Origin of the sequence: Salinibaculum salinum (assembly GCF_037645885.1) — an archaeon.
Classification (GTDB): domain Archaea; phylum Halobacteriota; class Halobacteria; order Halobacteriales; family Haloarculaceae; genus Salinibaculum; species Salinibaculum salinum.
Genome location: NZ_JBBENW010000002.1, coordinates 96,040 through 110,880, shown reverse-complemented (window position 1 = coordinate 110,880; position 14,841 = coordinate 96,040). Strand labels below are relative to the sequence as shown.

Annotated in this window: 12 protein-coding genes; 4 read left to right on the top strand and 8 right to left on the bottom strand. The window is 63.4% G+C overall.

The annotated features are described in order from the left end of the window. Positions 1 to 3: 3 nt before the first annotated feature. From argC to WDJ60_RS03425, 8 genes are all read right to left on the bottom strand, one after another. On the bottom strand, positions 4 to 1,041 hold the full coding sequence (gene argC, locus WDJ60_RS03460) for an N-acetyl-gamma-glutamyl-phosphate reductase (protein WP_340098546.1): 1,038 nt from the start codon (positions 1,039 to 1,041) through the stop codon (positions 4 to 6). After that, entirely contained in the window at positions 1,038 to 1,931 is an 894-nt protein-coding gene (lysX, locus tag WDJ60_RS03455; protein WP_340098544.1) for a lysine biosynthesis protein LysX, read from the bottom strand. Before lysX ends, argC begins: the two co-directional genes overlap by 4 nt. A 186-nt stretch (positions 1,932 to 2,117) precedes the next feature. Further along, the gene (gene lysW / locus WDJ60_RS03450; protein WP_302082084.1) at positions 2,118 to 2,282 is read right to left on the bottom strand and encodes a lysine biosynthesis protein LysW; all 165 of its coding nucleotides are present in this window, start codon (positions 2,280 to 2,282) and stop codon (positions 2,118 to 2,120) included. 234 nt (positions 2,283 to 2,516) lie between these two features. After that, the gene (gene argH, locus WDJ60_RS03445; RefSeq protein WP_340098541.1) at positions 2,517 to 3,977 is read right to left on the bottom strand and encodes an argininosuccinate lyase; all 1,461 of its coding nucleotides are present in this window, start codon (positions 3,975 to 3,977) and stop codon (positions 2,517 to 2,519) included. A 3-nt stretch (positions 3,978 to 3,980) separates the two neighbouring features. Next, positions 3,981 to 5,189, bottom strand: a complete 1,209-nt coding sequence (locus WDJ60_RS03440) for an argininosuccinate synthase (RefSeq protein WP_340098539.1) — start codon at positions 5,187 to 5,189, stop codon at positions 3,981 to 3,983. A 316-nt stretch (positions 5,190 to 5,505) separates the two neighbouring features. Further along, positions 5,506 to 6,288: a DUF4897 domain-containing protein gene (locus WDJ60_RS03435; protein ID WP_340098537.1), complete on the bottom strand. Its 783-nt coding sequence runs from the start codon at positions 6,286 to 6,288 to the stop codon at positions 5,506 to 5,508. A 41-nt stretch (positions 6,289 to 6,329) separates the two neighbouring features. After that, positions 6,330 to 7,187: a hypothetical protein gene (locus WDJ60_RS03430; protein WP_340098535.1), complete on the bottom strand. Its 858-nt coding sequence runs from the start codon at positions 7,185 to 7,187 to the stop codon at positions 6,330 to 6,332. 167 nt (positions 7,188 to 7,354) lie between these two features. Further along, positions 7,355 to 8,446, bottom strand: a complete 1,092-nt coding sequence (locus WDJ60_RS03425) for a helix-turn-helix transcriptional regulator (protein ID WP_340098533.1) — start codon at positions 8,444 to 8,446, stop codon at positions 7,355 to 7,357. Between the two features lie 91 nt (positions 8,447 to 8,537). Here WDJ60_RS03425 and WDJ60_RS03420 point away from each other — a divergent pair, with 91 nt between their 5' ends. The 4 genes from WDJ60_RS03420 to WDJ60_RS03405 are packed head-to-tail and all read left to right on the top strand — an operon-like array spanning position 8,538 to position 14,834. Next, positions 8,538 to 8,723 (top strand): DUF7554 family protein, encoded by a 186-nt coding sequence (locus WDJ60_RS03420; RefSeq protein WP_340098531.1) that lies wholly within the window; start codon positions 8,538 to 8,540, stop codon positions 8,721 to 8,723. Positions 8,724 to 8,760: 37 nt separating this feature from the next. Further along, positions 8,761 to 9,270, top strand: a complete 510-nt coding sequence (locus tag WDJ60_RS03415; protein ID WP_340098529.1) for a 2'-5' RNA ligase family protein — start codon at positions 8,761 to 8,763, stop codon at positions 9,268 to 9,270. Positions 9,271 to 9,328: 58 nt separating this feature from the next. Beyond that, complete coding sequence (locus WDJ60_RS03410) at positions 9,329 to 9,751, top strand: PPC domain-containing DNA-binding protein (protein WP_340098527.1); 423 nt, start codon at positions 9,329 to 9,331, stop codon at positions 9,749 to 9,751. Between the two features lie 25 nt (positions 9,752 to 9,776). Beyond that, positions 9,777 to 14,834, top strand: a complete 5,058-nt coding sequence (locus WDJ60_RS03405) for a DNA polymerase II large subunit (RefSeq protein WP_340098525.1) — start codon at positions 9,777 to 9,779, stop codon at positions 14,832 to 14,834. Positions 14,835 to 14,841: the final 7 nt, after the last annotated feature.

Sequence of the window (14,841 nt, the reverse complement as noted above, 5' to 3'; positions counted from 1 at the left end):
CAATTACGGCGCACCGACGGGGTGCAGCCCCTGGAACTCCAGCCCGGCCGTCTCCTCGATGCCGAGCGCGACGTTGGCGGCGTGGACCGCCTGGCCCGCCGAGCCCTTCATCATGTTGTCGATGGCCGAGAACACGACCAGCCGCTTGTTGCTGGCGTCGAGTTCGAACCCGACCTCCGCCCTGTTCGTGCCGACGACGGCCTTGGGTTCGGGGTAGCGGTAGACGCCACCGCCGCCCGCGACCAGTTCCACGAACGGCTCCGCTTCGTAGGCGCCGCGGTAGGCTCCCCAGAGGTCGCCTTTCGAGACGGGTTCGCCGGGGAAGACGTGACACGTCGCGCTCGCGCCGCGAATCATGTCGACGGCGTGCACGGTAAAGGACACGTCCAAGCCAAGGAACTGCTCGATTTCCGCCTCGTGGCGGTGGCCGGTCGGCGCGTAGGGGCGAACGACGCCCGAGCGCTCGGGGTGCGAGGAGGCCTCGCCGCCACCTGCGCCGCCCTCGCTGGAGCCGACTTTCACGTCGATGACTATCTGTTCGTCACCGGTGAGGATGCCCTCCTCGACGAGCGGGAGCAGCCCCATGATGGTTGCCGTGGCGTTACAGCCGCCGGAGGCGATGAGGTCCGCGCCCGGTAGTTCCTCGCGCGTGAGTTCGGGGAGTGCGTAGACGGCGTCCTCCAGCAGTTCGGGTCGTTCATGGCCGTCGTACCACTCCTCGTACTGCGCTTCGGTGTTCAGGCGGAAATCCGCCGAGAGGTCGACGACGGTGTCGGCGGCGTCCTGGAAGGCGTCGATGCGCTCCATCGAGACGCCGTGGGGGGTCGCCGCGAAGAGGACGTCGACCGATTCGAGTTCTTCGGGATGGGAGAAGCGAACGTCGGCGTGGCGGAGATTCGGATGTGCGTGCCCGATAGTCTTGTTCTCCTTCGAACGGCTGGTGGCCTGGACGAGTTCGAACTCGGGGTGGCCATCCAGCAGGCGGAGCAGTTCCCCGCCGGTAAAGCCGCTGGCACCGACGACACTCGCGGAATACGTCATGTCGATACCTCTGCATCCGTCTCGGATTCGACTTTCGTTTCGAGCCAGTCGACCACGCGAGCGGGCACGTCCACGTCGGTCACGCCGTCGAGCGCTTTGAACTCGACGTTGTGGTTGACTTCGTGAACTGTGTAGCCCGTCGGATTCCCATCCTCATCCACCCCGGTCTCCATCAAATCCACACCGAGGAGGCCGCCGCCGACGGCGTCGCTGGCCTCTTTGACCAGCCGGCGCGCTTCGTCGTCGAGTTCGAACTCGGCGGTGTCGGCACCCTTCGCGGCGTTGGTCAGCCAGTGATCCGAGGAACGGACCATCGCGGCGACCGGCTCGCCGTCCGTGGCCAGCACGCGAATGTCGCGGCCGGGCTTCTCGACGAACTCTTGGATGTAGAACACCTTGTGTTCGTAGTGCCCGAGTACCTCCTTGTGTTCGAGGACGGCTTCAGCCGCCGAGTCGCCCTCGAGTTTCGCCATCAGGCGACCCCACGAGCCGATGACCGGCTTGATGACACAGGGATAACCGAAGTCCTCGATAATCTCCATGGCGGCGTCTTTGGTGAACGCGACTTCCGTCGTCGGTGTCGGGACGCCGGCTCGTTCGAGCGCGAGGCTGTTTTTCACTTTGTCCGCACAGACTTCGGCGACTTCGGCGTCGTTGACGACTGGGACGCCGTATGCGTCGGCAAACTCCGTCGTGTAGAGACTCCGGGAAGTCGCCAGACACCGGTCGACGAGAATGTCGACGCCACCGAACGCTTCGGGCGGCTCCGAGAGGCCAAACCGCTGTTTGCGAACGTCTATCTTTGCAACGTCGTGGTCGCGCTCGCGTAACTCCGAGAGAAGCAGCTTCTCGTCCTTGCGGATGCGCGAGTAGAGGATTCCGACTTTCATGTGTGTCTCCAGGGGGTTGGCCGGTCGTACCCGGCCGGTGTCTCGCGGTTTGCGTTCCCGAGACGGCCGCATTGCTCACGTCTCGCGTCAGGCACCGCTCGACCGTGACGAGACCCGCGCTGCCTCGCAACGCTCGGCATCGCCGTGGTCAGTGGCTGCCCACGACGCTCGCGGGTCGCGTGCACCTCACTCACCCCAGTCTTCTTCGAGCTCGGGTGCCGTATCGAGTTCGACAGGGTCGTCGTCGATGACTTCGAGCTCGGCACCGCAGGTTGAACAGTCGACAATCTCTCCGACTTCGAGGTCGTCGTGCAGGGTCACGTCGCCCCCGCACTCGGGACAGTCTGCCATTGTACCTCTGAGTGGTCGGTCTATCGACTTAAAGCCTTCGAACCTGTCAGATGGAATTGGTAACGCACACCCAGAGCTAAGCGCGTGAGATGAGTGTTTTCGAGATTTACCGAATCGTATATTCAGAGTTCTGGTATGTTGTCCCCGGACGGGGATCGTCGTACTCGGGTGGGTCGCAGGCGGCCGCTGCCGGTGCTCGCAGTCGGTGGTGTCCGCTCGCCGTCTGCCGGCTGGTCAGACATAGCTGTCCACCTCCGACTGGAGTGTTGCTGCCGTGTCGTCGATGGTCGAGTGGCGCTCGTCGACAGTGTCGCGGTCCGCTGCCAGCGTCTCCGTGGCGCGGTCGAGGTGCTGGCGGACGGATTCGGGTGCCGGACCGCCCCGCGAGTCGCGCATGGCGACGCTCTCGGCGGGATCGAGCGCTTCCTCGATTTCCGTTTTCGGGACGTGTTCGGTCAGTGACTCTCCGAGGACTGCCTCGCTCGCCGCGTCCAGTTCCGCGAAACCGGGGTCGTCGCTCTGCTCCGCCGCGCTCGCGACCAGTTCGTGGGCGGTCCGGAACGGGACGCCCGACTGGGCGAGCAGGTCGGCGACGCCCGTCGCCGTCGCGAATCCCTCGCCGGCGGCTGTCGCGAGTTCGTCGGCCGGCCAGTCGGCGGTCGCGACCGCGCCGACGGCGACCTCGACGCTCTCGGTCACAGAGTCGATGGCCTCGTAGGCGTGCCCGCCCGCACGTTGCAAGTCGCGGTTGTACGCGCGTGGAAGCCCTTTCAGTGTCGTCAGCAACCCCTCCAGTCCCGCGGTGGCGTCGCCGGTCCGTCCCCGGACCAGTTCCAGCGTGTCCGGATTCTTCTTCTGGGGCATAATCGAGGACGTGGAGGCGTAGTCGTCGTCCAGTTCGACGAAGCCGCGGTTGGCGAAGACGACAACGTCCTCCGCGAGTCCCGATAGCGTCGTCGCCAGCGTCGCCGTCGTCGCAGTCGTCTCGACGAGGAAATCCCGCGCTGCTGCGGCGTCCATCGAGTTTTCGACCACGCTCTCGAAGCCCAGCAACTCGGCGGTGCGCTCGCGGTCGATGTCGAACGGCGTCCCCGCGAAGGCGGCGCCGCCGAGTGGTGACTGATTAATACGCTCGTAGGCATCGAGCAGCCGGGCCGTGTCGCGGGCGAGCGCCTGCTCGTAAGAGCAAATCCAGTGTGCGACCGTGGTGGGTTGGGCAGGCTGGAGGTGGGTGTAACCGGGCATCACCGTCTCGGTGTGCTCGTCGGCCACCGCAAGCAGTTGCTCGCGGGCTTCGACGACCGTTTCCAGTAGCATCAGCACGTCGGCACGAAGACGGTAGCGGATACACGCAGCCACCTCGTCGTTGCGCGAGCGGGCGGTGTGCATCCGGCCGCCCTCCGGGCCGACCCGTTCGATGACTGCGGTCTCGATTGCCTCGTGGACGTCCTCGCCGTCGGGCAGGCCGCCGTGGCCCGCCTCCTCGATGTCGTCGAGTGCGCGGAGAATCGCACTCGCGTCTTCGTCGTCGATAATGTCCTGTTCAGCCAGCATGACGACGTGGGCGCGGTCGACAGCGAGGTCAGCGTCGAAGATGCGCTCGTCGGCGGCCAGCGAGGAGAGAAACTCCCGGGCGGGGCCGCCGCTAAAGCGGTCGCGGCGAACCACGGCATCGTCAGTACTCTCCTCGCTCATCCCTCAGTCCTCCTGGCGCGCGTTCTCCATGGCCCGTTTGGCCAGGCGCGACTGGAAGCCGTGGTACTTGGCGACGCCGGTGGCGTCCTGCTGGGTGATGCCGCCCTGTACGTCCTCCTCGTCGAAGGAGGCGGCCGATTCGGAGTAGACGGCGTACTCGCTCTCGCGGGCGACGGGGCGGCAGTGGCCACCCTCCAACTTCACGGTGACGGAGCCGTTCACACGCTCGTTGGTGGTGTCGATGAAGCCTTCGAGGGCGTCGACGAACGGTGCGTCGATGAGTCCCTGGTACCCCTTGTGGGCCCACTGCTGGTCGATCTGCTGTTTGAACTGGCGCTCCTCCTGGGTGAGGACGAGCTGTTCGAGCGCCTCGTGGGCGGTCAGCAAAACGGTGGCGGCGGGATGTTCGTAGTTCTCGCGGACTTTCAGCCCGAGCATGCGGTCTTCCATCATGTCCGTCCGGCCGACGCCGTGGGCACCGGCCTGCTCGTTGAGTTGCTCGACGAGCGAGACGGGGTCGATCGGCTCGCCGTCGAGCGCGGTCGGGATGCCATCCTCGAACTCGATGTCGACGAGTTCGGCGTCCTTGCCGCTGGGATTCTGCGTCCAGTCGTAGATGTCGTCTTTGGGAATCGTCGCGGGGTCTTCGAGCTCGGAGCCCTCGATGGAGCGACTCCAGAGGTTGGTGTCGATGCTGTAACGGCCTTCGCTGCCACCCTCGACGGGGAGGTTGCGCTCGGCGGCGTACTCCATCTCCCACTCGCGGGTCAGGCCGAGTTCGCGGACGGGCGCGATGACCTCCAGGTCCGAGTCGCGCCAGACGGCCTCGAACCGGAGCTGGTCGTTGCCCTTGCCGGTACAGCCGTGGGCGACGGCGTCGCAGTCCTGTTCGATAGCGACTTCGAGGATTGCCTTGGCGATGACCGGGCGCGCGAGCGCGGTGCCAAGTGGGTAGCCCTGGTAGGTGGCGTTTGCCTTCACCGAGCGCAGACAGAGGTCGGCGAACTCCTCGCGGGCGTCGACGACGTGGTTCTCGACGCCGAGCGCGTCGGCGGTCTCCTCGGCTTCGACGAACTCCTTTTCGGGTTGCCCGACGTCGACAGTGACGCCGATGACTTCGTCGTAGCCGTACTCCTCTTCGAGCAGCGGAACGCAGACTGTGGTGTCGAGCCCACCCGAGAAGGCGAGCGCGACGCGGTTTTGTTCTGGCATGTGTTGTGAGTGTGCCGGGGGGTTGATATCCGTCCCGAAACCCGGCGGTGGACGGTAACTGAAATCCAATCAAAACAGGGGGGAGAGGTAGTGTCGGGCCTAACGGCCCGGTCGTCGTCGGGACCCACGGCTGACAGCGTCGGTGTCCGTGGTGGTGATCCCGGTCATGTACGAACATCTACCCGGAGAACTGTACAAATATCTTCCGAGAAGCGTCCGATGTGTGGGCTGCTGGCGTGGCCCAGTCCCGCCGAGTTCACTCCGTCACTCCGTTCAGGCGTTCCCTCGCCGACCTTCGCAAACCCAGGGGTGTTGCTCAGTCCTGCCGAGCCAGGACCAGGAGCCCCACCAGCGCGGCAATCACTGCGACGATACCGAAGCCGGGTCCGGAACTACCCGGCGTGTCCTCGGTGGTCGTCGCGTCACTGTCGGGTTCCGTGCCGTCCGCGTCCGGCGTCGGCGTGGCCGTCTCGGGGTCTTCTGGGGCCGTCGTCACGAGTTCGAATCCGTTCAGGTCCGTCCCGTCGGTCCACGTGAGGTGGCCGTCTGTCTGCTGGTCGGCCGACGGCGTCACCGACGAGACCGTGTAGTCGTCGGGGAGGACGACGTGGAACGTCCGCTCGGTGGTAAAGCCGCTCGCGAACGGTTCTGTGACGGTCAACTGGTCGCCGTCGACGGCCGCCAGCCCGTCCCACAGCGCTGTCGCGGTCACGACGCCGGTGTCACCCTCGGTTCGGAACTCGAGCGTGGCGTCGCGGACCGACATTTCCCGGTCGGTTTCGTTCGCTGTGTTGTTCGCGACGCTCCGGAACCGAGATTCGAAGCGGTCCCGGAAGTCGTCCCGTGCCTCTGTGGAGTTTCGGAGCTCCTCGAACGCCGCTTTCCGGTCGTCATCCGAGAGGTTGTAGGTGTAACTCACCGTCACCGTTGCAGAGCCGTTCTCCTGTACGTCGACGACGAACGCCGGCGGTTCGGCCGCTCCGTCGTGTGTCTGCTGTGTGTCAGTTGTTGCTGTCGCGGCTGCCCCGCCCGTGGCGGAGACGAGTAAAAGTGCGACGAACCAAAGCGCTATCCCACTCTGTCTGACTGTCTCTCCCATATATGTGGACTCAGAACTCTGTTGAGTAAGCGTTGTGGCCGTTAGCTATCCGACCGCGCCGTCTGGGTCTGCTCGTCGTCAGCGGTCTGTTGGCTGTCGTCGCTGGTTTCCCGATCTCCAGTCTGGTGGCCGTCGGTCCGGTTCCCGTCGGTCATATTGCCATCGGTCACGTTGTTGTCGGGCATGTCGCCGCCAGTCATGTTACCATCGGGCATCTGGTCGCCACCCGGTCCGGGGCGCTCGTCGGGACCGCCCTGTCTCGGTCGCTCGGGGAGTTCACCGGGGCCTCGGTCAGCCGGCGGGCCACCGACGTTCGGGCCGGCGATACTTCGGGCGATTTCGGCCACTTCGGGACCGGTGAGGTTGTTCGCGCGCTCCTGGAGCGTCTGGATGGCGGTCGCGTTGATGCCCTTCGATTCGAGCAGGTCAGCCGGCAGGCCCTGCGAGACGTTCTCGCTCTGGTTGGCCAGGCGCTTTGCCGTCTCGGTCTCGGCTACGACGCGGCTCATCTCTGCGCGGTAGCGCCCTTCGCTGATGTTCCCGTTCTCACGCGCTTCCGTGAGGTTCGCCTTGCGCTCGTCGAGTTCGGTCAGGCGCTGTTGGATGTCGTCGAGTTGGGTCTTCACGACATCTGCCTTGCTGTCGTTGGTGGCGGCCTTGGCGACCTTGATACCGTAGGAGCGCTCGTCAACATCGCCCTCTATCTCGGCTTCCTGGACGTCGACGACGCCGGCGAGCTGTTCACCCGGTGCGGTGGCGTTCGCGTCGGTCGTGTTCTGGTTCGTGCTGTTGTTCGTCTGCGCTGGCACGTCGCTCGTCGCCGCCATCCCCGCGATCGGGACTGCCGCGACGGCTGCGACGAGGAGTGCGGCCAGGACGATGGTGCTTCGCTGTCTCATTACACTCTCCTCTTGGGCGGTAGGGTGTATATAAATGGCCAGTACTAACGCTGATTCTCGCCCAGTTAACTCCAATTAAGTTGGATTAAAATCGGCCCGATTCGTGCGGTTCTGGGGCTGCCAACGAAAACAGACCCTCGAACGGTCGGTGGATTTATATACGCCTATTACTCGCCTTCGTCAGTCGGCTCCAGGTCCACGTCCGGGAGCGTCAGGACGTTCTCGCGACCCAGGCGGAACGATTCGAGTTTGTCGTCGTCGCGGAGACTGCCGACCACCTGGCTGGTCTTTGCCGCCGTCCAGTCTAGCTCGTCGGCTACTGCTTTCTGTTTGATCCGTCCGCCGTTCTCTTCGAGCAGGCGGAGCACCTGTTCTTCGTTGCTCAACAGATCCATCGGTGGGCTGTCGTCAGTTGCAGTGTCGGCGGCAGCGGCCGTCGCGCCCGCATCGGTTGCGCCGGGGGAGTCTGTTCCGTCACTCGCGGGTGTCGCATCGTCGTCCCGGCGACTGTACAGCCAGACACCGCCGCCGAGGACGACTGCGGCGACGGCGAGCAATCCGACGAGCGGGAGGCCACCCTCGTTCCCGTCGCCCGATGCCGGTTCAGTCGTCTCGTCGTCCGGTGGAACCGGCGTCTCACCCTGTGGGACGACGACCACGCGCGGCTGGCCGGCGTCGAAATCTAGCTCGCCCTGCCAGACGACGCTGTTCTCGCCGGAGGTCGTCGCGGTGGGTGTCACGGAGTCGCTGACGTACCCGTCGGGCCACTGTATCTCCAGTGCGGTCTGGGCGTCGAGGTAGAACTGGTCGATAGCGTCGCCCACACGGATGGTATCACCCTCGACGGCGGCGAAGTTCGTCCACTCGAACTCGTAGACGAGCAGTCCGTAGTTGGGCTGGGTCCGCGTCTCGACGGACATGTTCCGAATCGTCATCTTCCGGCCGGTCGCGTTCTCGGCGGTGGCTGCAATCCGTTCCATCCGCTGGCCGAAGCGGTCGGTGTACGGTGTCGAGTCGTTCTGTACGTCCTGACGGAGCGCCTCGAACGCCTCGGAGTCGTTCTCGTCGTCCAGTCGGATGCGGTAGACCACTTCCCACTGGGCGTCCCCATCTTCCTGGAGAGCGACGTTCAGTCGCGTCGAGTCGGTATCGACGTCCACTTGCTCGGTTCCTGCCTGTCCGAAGGCTCCGGCAGTTCCCGCAGTCACCAGCAGTACGGCGACCATCGTTACGACGGCGCGCCCGACACTCTTCGCCATTCTGTCGTGCGGATTTGCGCTACTCACTCAAACCGTTTGTTGCCGCGCCCGGGCCAGAAGGGATTTGGGGAGCGCGACCCATTTTTCTGCCATGCGCGCTGATATCGACGTTGACACGCTCCTGAAAGTCGTACTTCTACTGGCGGTCGTCTGGCTGGTGCTCGAAATCCTCGGTGAGATACTGGGGGCGCTCGCCTTTATTTTCGCGCCGCTTTCGGGGATTATCGGGCTCGTTCTCATCATTCTCATCATACTGTACCTGCTCGACCGCATCTAACGATGCGCTTTTTGCTGGCTCTCTCTTTCGTTTGTCTGTGTACAGTCTGAACGTTCCGCCACCCAGCGAGGTAACTGCGCTGGCACAGTCGCTGGCCCATGACTTGCCGATGGCTCGCGCCCGTGCGCGCGGAGAGCATACGCTCGTAGCCAAGCGACTGGGTGTCGACGATCGGACGGATTTCCATCCCGTCGCCGCTCGCGTCCGCGATGCCCTCGCCGGAACGCCCACGTTCGAAGTCAGAACCGACGGTATCGATTACTTCTCCGAAGACCCTATCGGTCCCTCGCCGGTTGTGTACCTCGCTATCGAGAGTCCGGAACTGTACCGGCTGCATCGCCGACTGTGCGAAATCATCGACCCCGTGGCCAACTTCGAGGGGGACGACTACACGCCGCACGTCACTATCGCTCGCGGCGGGGACATCGACGCTGCCGACCGGCTGGCAGAGCAGGGTGTGGACCCGGTTACGTGGACGGTGACGGAACTGCAGTTCTGGGATGCCAAACGTTCGCTTCCGGCCGGGACGGTCTCGCTCCCGGCTTGATACTGTCGGACCGCGCGGACAGACACGCTTTTGGGCTGGCCGTCCGTGATTGGCTAATATGGATTATCGAGAGGTCGAGGGCGCCCGCGAGTTCGTCGCGCGCCTCGAACACGGCAGGGACTGGCGCGGTCAAATCGAGGACTTCGCCGAATCGGAGGGCATCGACGCTGCGTTCTTCTTCGGTCTCGGCGCGGTGCAGGACGCCGTCCTCAGCTTCTACGATCAGGACGACAAGGAGTACCGCGACATCGAGTTCGACGAACCGCTGGAAGTGGTGCCCGCCGTCGGGAACATCTCGTGGCTGAACGACGAACGATTTGCGCACACGCATGTCGCTCTCTCGCGGGACGACGGCACCACCGTCGCCGGCCACCTCGACAGGGCCACCACGTTCGCGGGCGAGCTGTACGTCCGGGAGTTCGACACGGAACTCGTCCGGGAACACGACGACGTGACCGACCTGGACCTCTGGCCGCTGTGAGAATGGCAGGACGGGCGAACCGACGATGAGGCCGGACGACGAGCGCTACTTCGAGCGTCTCGAAGCCGAACTCGACGACGCCTTCGACGTGGCAAACGCCGCCCGCGAGCAGGGGGGCGACCCCGCGACCGAAGTGGAGATACCGGTCGCCAGAGACATGGCCGACCGCGTCGAGAACATCCTCGGCATCGACGGCGTCGCCGAACGCGTCCGCGAACTCGAAGGCCAGATGAGCCGCGAGGAGGCGGCCCTGGAACTCGTCGAGGACTTCGTCGAGGGGACCGTCGGCGATTACGACACCCGCGCGGGCAAAGTCGAGGGCGCGGTCCGGACCGCTGTTGCCCTCCTGACCGAGGGTGTTGTCGCCGCTCCCATCGAGGGTATCGACCGGGTCGAACTGCTCGAAAACGACGACGGCACGGAGTTCATCAACGTCTACTACGCCGGCCCGATTCGCTCCGCAGGCGGGACCGCACAGGCTCTGTCCGTGCTCGTCGCGGACTACGCCCGGACACTGCTGGACATTGACGAGTACAAACCCAGAGACGACGAGGTCGGGCGCTACGCCGAGGAAATCGCGCTGTACGACGCCGAGACCGGGCTCCAGTACTCGCCCAAAGAAAAAGAGACGGAGTTCATCGCCCAGCACATGCCCATCATGCTCGACGGCGAAGCCACCGGCGACGAGGAAGTCTCCGGCTTCCGTGACCTCGACCGCGTCGATACGAACTCCTCCCGTGGCGGGATGTGTCTCGTCCTCGCGGAGGGAATCGCGCTGAAAGCGCCGAAGATTCAGCGCTACACCGGCTCGCTGGAAGACGTCGAGTGGCCGTGGCTCCAGGACCTCATCGACGGCAACTACAAATCGGACGGCGGTGCCGACGACGGAAGCGAAGCGGACGACGCCGACGCTGGTGACGAAAGCGGTGCTGGCGACGGGGACGGGGGCGACACCGATGGAGACGACGAGGGGGCGGGACCACCGCGTGTCGACCCCTCGAAGAAGTTCCTCCGAGATCTCATCGCCGGTCGACCCGTCTTCTCTCACCCCAGCGAGTCGGGTGGCTTTCGACTGCGCTACGGCCGTGCGCGCAATCACGGATTCGCGACGGCCGGCGTCCACCCTGCGGCGATGCACCTCGTCGACGACTTTCTCGCGACGGGAACGCAAATAAAGACCGAACGGCCCGGCAAGGCCGCCGGCGTCGTCCCCGTCGACACCATCGAGGGGCCGACGGTCCGGATGGCAAACGGCGACGTGCGCCGCATCGACGACGCAGCGGAGGCGCTCGAACTCCGCAACGGCGTCGAGAAGATCATCGACCTGGGCGAGTATCTGGTCAACTACGGCGAGTTCGTCGAGAACAATCACCCGCTCGCACCCGCCTCCTACACCGTCGAGTGGTGGCGACAGGAGTTCGAGAAAGCAGGCGGTCCCGTCCAGGCGATGGGCGACTCTACGGACGTGGACCTCGCTGACCCCACGCCAGCGGAGGCAATCGAGTGGGCGACCGACTACGACGCACCGATTCATCCGAAGTACACCTACCTCTGGCACGACGTGAGCGTCGACGACGTGCTGGCACTCGCCGACGCTATCGACGAGGCCGAAATCGCTGCCGGCGACGGTGCACTCGCCGGACAGGCCAGCGACGCCACCGGCGACCTCGTCCTCCCGCGGACCGAGACCGTGACGACGGCACTGGAGCGGTTGCTCGTCACGCACACCCAGGACGAGGAGACGCTCCACGTTCCCGACTGGCGGCCGCTCGTCCGTACGCTCGGGTTCTCGTCGGATCTGGAGCGCTCGTGGACTGGCGCGGACCTCTCCGCGCACGCCCGGACGTACGACGACGGCCAGAATGCGATCGAGGCTGTCAACGAAATTTCGCCGTTCACCGTCCGCGAGCGTGCGCCCACCCGCATCGGCAACCGGATGGGTCGCCCGGAGAAATCCGAGGAGCGGGAACTCTCTCCGGCAGTCCACACCCTCTTTCCCATCGGTGAGGCCGGTGGCAACCAGCGCTCGGTCGGCGACGCCGCACAACACGGCGATGCCGTCGAAGGCACGAAAGGTGACGTGGAAGTCGAGGTGAGTCGCCGGGACTGCACCGACTGTGGCACCCGGACTTTCCGGGCGCGCTGCCCCGACTGTGGCGGGACGACCGAGGCAGTCTACGTCTGCCGGGACTGCGAACGCGAGGTCGAACCCGACGAGTCCGGCCGCGCGGAGTGTCCCAACTGCGAGACGCTCGCCTCGCCCACGCAGTACGAGACCATCGACATCAACACCGAGTTTCGCGAGGTGCTGGCAAACGTCGGCGAGCGCCCCGCCGCGTTTGACAAACTGAAAGCAGTCAAGGGACTCTCCTCCGAGGAGAAGATTCCCGAACCGATGGAGAAGGGGATTCTCCGGGCGAAACACGACGTGTCGGCGTTCAAAGACGGCACCGTCCGCTACGACATGACCGACCTCCCGGTCACGTCGGTCCGTCCCGAGGAACTCGACGTCACCGTCGACCACTTCCGGGAGTTGGGCTACGAGACCGACATCAACGGCGACCCGCTCCAGTTCGACGACCAGCTGGTCGAACTCAAAGTTCAGGACATCGTCCTCTCCGATGGCGCGGCCGAGCACATGCTCCAGACCGCGGATTTTGTCGACGACCTCCTCACGCAGTACTACGGACTCGACCCCTACTACGAACTGGAAGAGCGCGACGACCTCGTGGGCGAACTCGTCTTCGGGATGGCCCCCCACACGAGCGCGGCAGTTGTCGGGAGGGTGATTGGTTTCACGAGCGCCGCTGTCGGATATGCGCATCCGTACTTTCACGCCTCGAAACGGCGGAATTGTTTCCATCCAGAGACGAAGATTTGGTACGAGGACGAGACTGGAGGGTGGCACCACGAAGAGATCGAATCGGTTGTTGAGAATCGAATTGATGACCCGGATACCGACGACTTTGGAACACGTGTTCAAAAACTGGATGGAGAGGTTCGAGTACCTTCGCTGGCGGACGACGGAACACAGACAGTCCAGCAGGTCAATGCCGTATCGAGGCATCCAGCACCTGACCATCTCGTCCAAATCAAAACGCGCAGTGGACGCACACTAGAGGTAACTCCAGACCACGAACTCGTCCGCTCCGGTGATGGAATTGAGCGGGTTCCAGCGACAGAAATAACTGAGGGGGATGCAATTCCGTCACCGAAAGAAATCGACTACGAGGGACGTGAATACGCCATCGACCTTCTTGACGCCTTCGTGGAAACTGATGCAATCCCGAACGAGGACCTGATGGTCCGAGGAATTGGTTCGGAACTGATTAAGGACCTGTTTAGAGAGTATACGCCTGGAAACGAGTATACAGGACCAACGGCCGAGACGTTTGGCGTGAGCACTTCCACGGTGTACAATTGGGTCAGCCGAGACAGTATCCCGGTGGACAGACTGCTTACGCTACTTGGGAGGGAACGCCTCACGGAGGTAATTCCGGATAGTGTGACACTGGCTGTGCGACGAGATACGGCAGAGGTTGACCGTCAGTTCTCTCTGGACGAGTCGTTTGCATCGCTTCTCGGTTATTACGCGGCAGAAGGATTCACTCGTCGTAAACCGGGTTCCCTATACCAGACGACAATCTGCATCCCTGACGACCCGGTCCGCGAGACAATCATCGAGACGTTTGCGGAGACGCTTGGTATCGATGCATATGAAGAAAATGAGTGGAAGATTACTGCTTCTAGTCGCCTCGTTGCGACACTGTTCGCAGATATCTTCGAGGCTGGCTGTCGGGCTGAGGACAAGCGTATTCCAGATTGTCTATTTGGAACCTCCTCCGAGATACTCCGCTCGTTCCTCTCTGCATACTTCGCTGGCGACGGAAGTGCATCCTCTGACCGTGTTGAGATTCGCGCACACACTGTCAGCGACGAACTGAAAACTGATCTTCAAAGCGCACTCAAGCGATTCGATATTGCGTCGAAATCTTACGAGGAGACTCGAACACCGTCAACTGGTGCAGTTGCAGAGTTCTACGATGAACCCGTACCAACCTTCAACTCCTGGGTACTGAAGATCACCTCACAGAACGCTGCCAAATTCGCTGAGCGTATCGGTTTCGACTTATCTAGAAAGCAGACACAACTACAGGAGAGTATCTCATCGACTGGAACGCGCCCGCAACGACTTCTCGGTGACGGTGGCGAAGTCTGGCTGGATGAAGTTACTTCTGTGGAGTACATCGAAACTAACGTCGAACACACCTACTGTCTCACTGTTTCGGATACTCACACACTCGTCGCTAACGACCTTTTTACAGCCCAATGCGATGGGGATGAAGATTGTGTGATGCTCTTACTCGATGGGCTCCTCAATTTCAGCAAGAAGTTCCTCCCCAACCAGCGCGGCGGCCAGATGGACGCACCTCTGGTCATGTCGTCGCGCATCGACCCATCCGAAATCGACGACGAGGCCCACAACATGGACATCATGCGGGAGTACCCGCTGGAGTTCTACGAGGCCACCCGCGAGATGGCAGACCCCGGCAAGGTCGAGGACGTGATGACCATCGCGGAGGAGAATCTGGGAACTGACCGGGAGTACACCGGCTTCGACCACACCCACGACACGACCAACATCGCGGCGGGGCCGGCGCTGTCGGCCTACAAGACGCTGGGGTCGATGCAGGAGAAGATGGACGCACAGTTGCTGATTTCTCGCAAACTCCGAGCGGTCAACGAGACGGACGTGGCCGAGCGCATCATCGAGTACCACTTCCTGCCGGATCTGCTGGGGAATCTCAAAGCCTTCTCCAGCCAGGAGGTTCGGTGTCTGGGCTGTGGCGAGAAGTTCAGACGTGCACCACTGTCCGGAGACTGTCCGGAGTGTGGTGGCGACATCACGCTGACAGTCCATGAAGGGTCGGTCAACAAGTACATGGACACCGCGATTCGGGTTGCCGAGGAGTTCGGGACGCGAACCTACACGAAACAGCGCCTGAAGATTCTGGAAAAGCGAATCGAGCGCGTCTTCGAGAACGACAAAAATAAACAGAGCGGCATTGCCGATTTCATGTGAGTCGGTC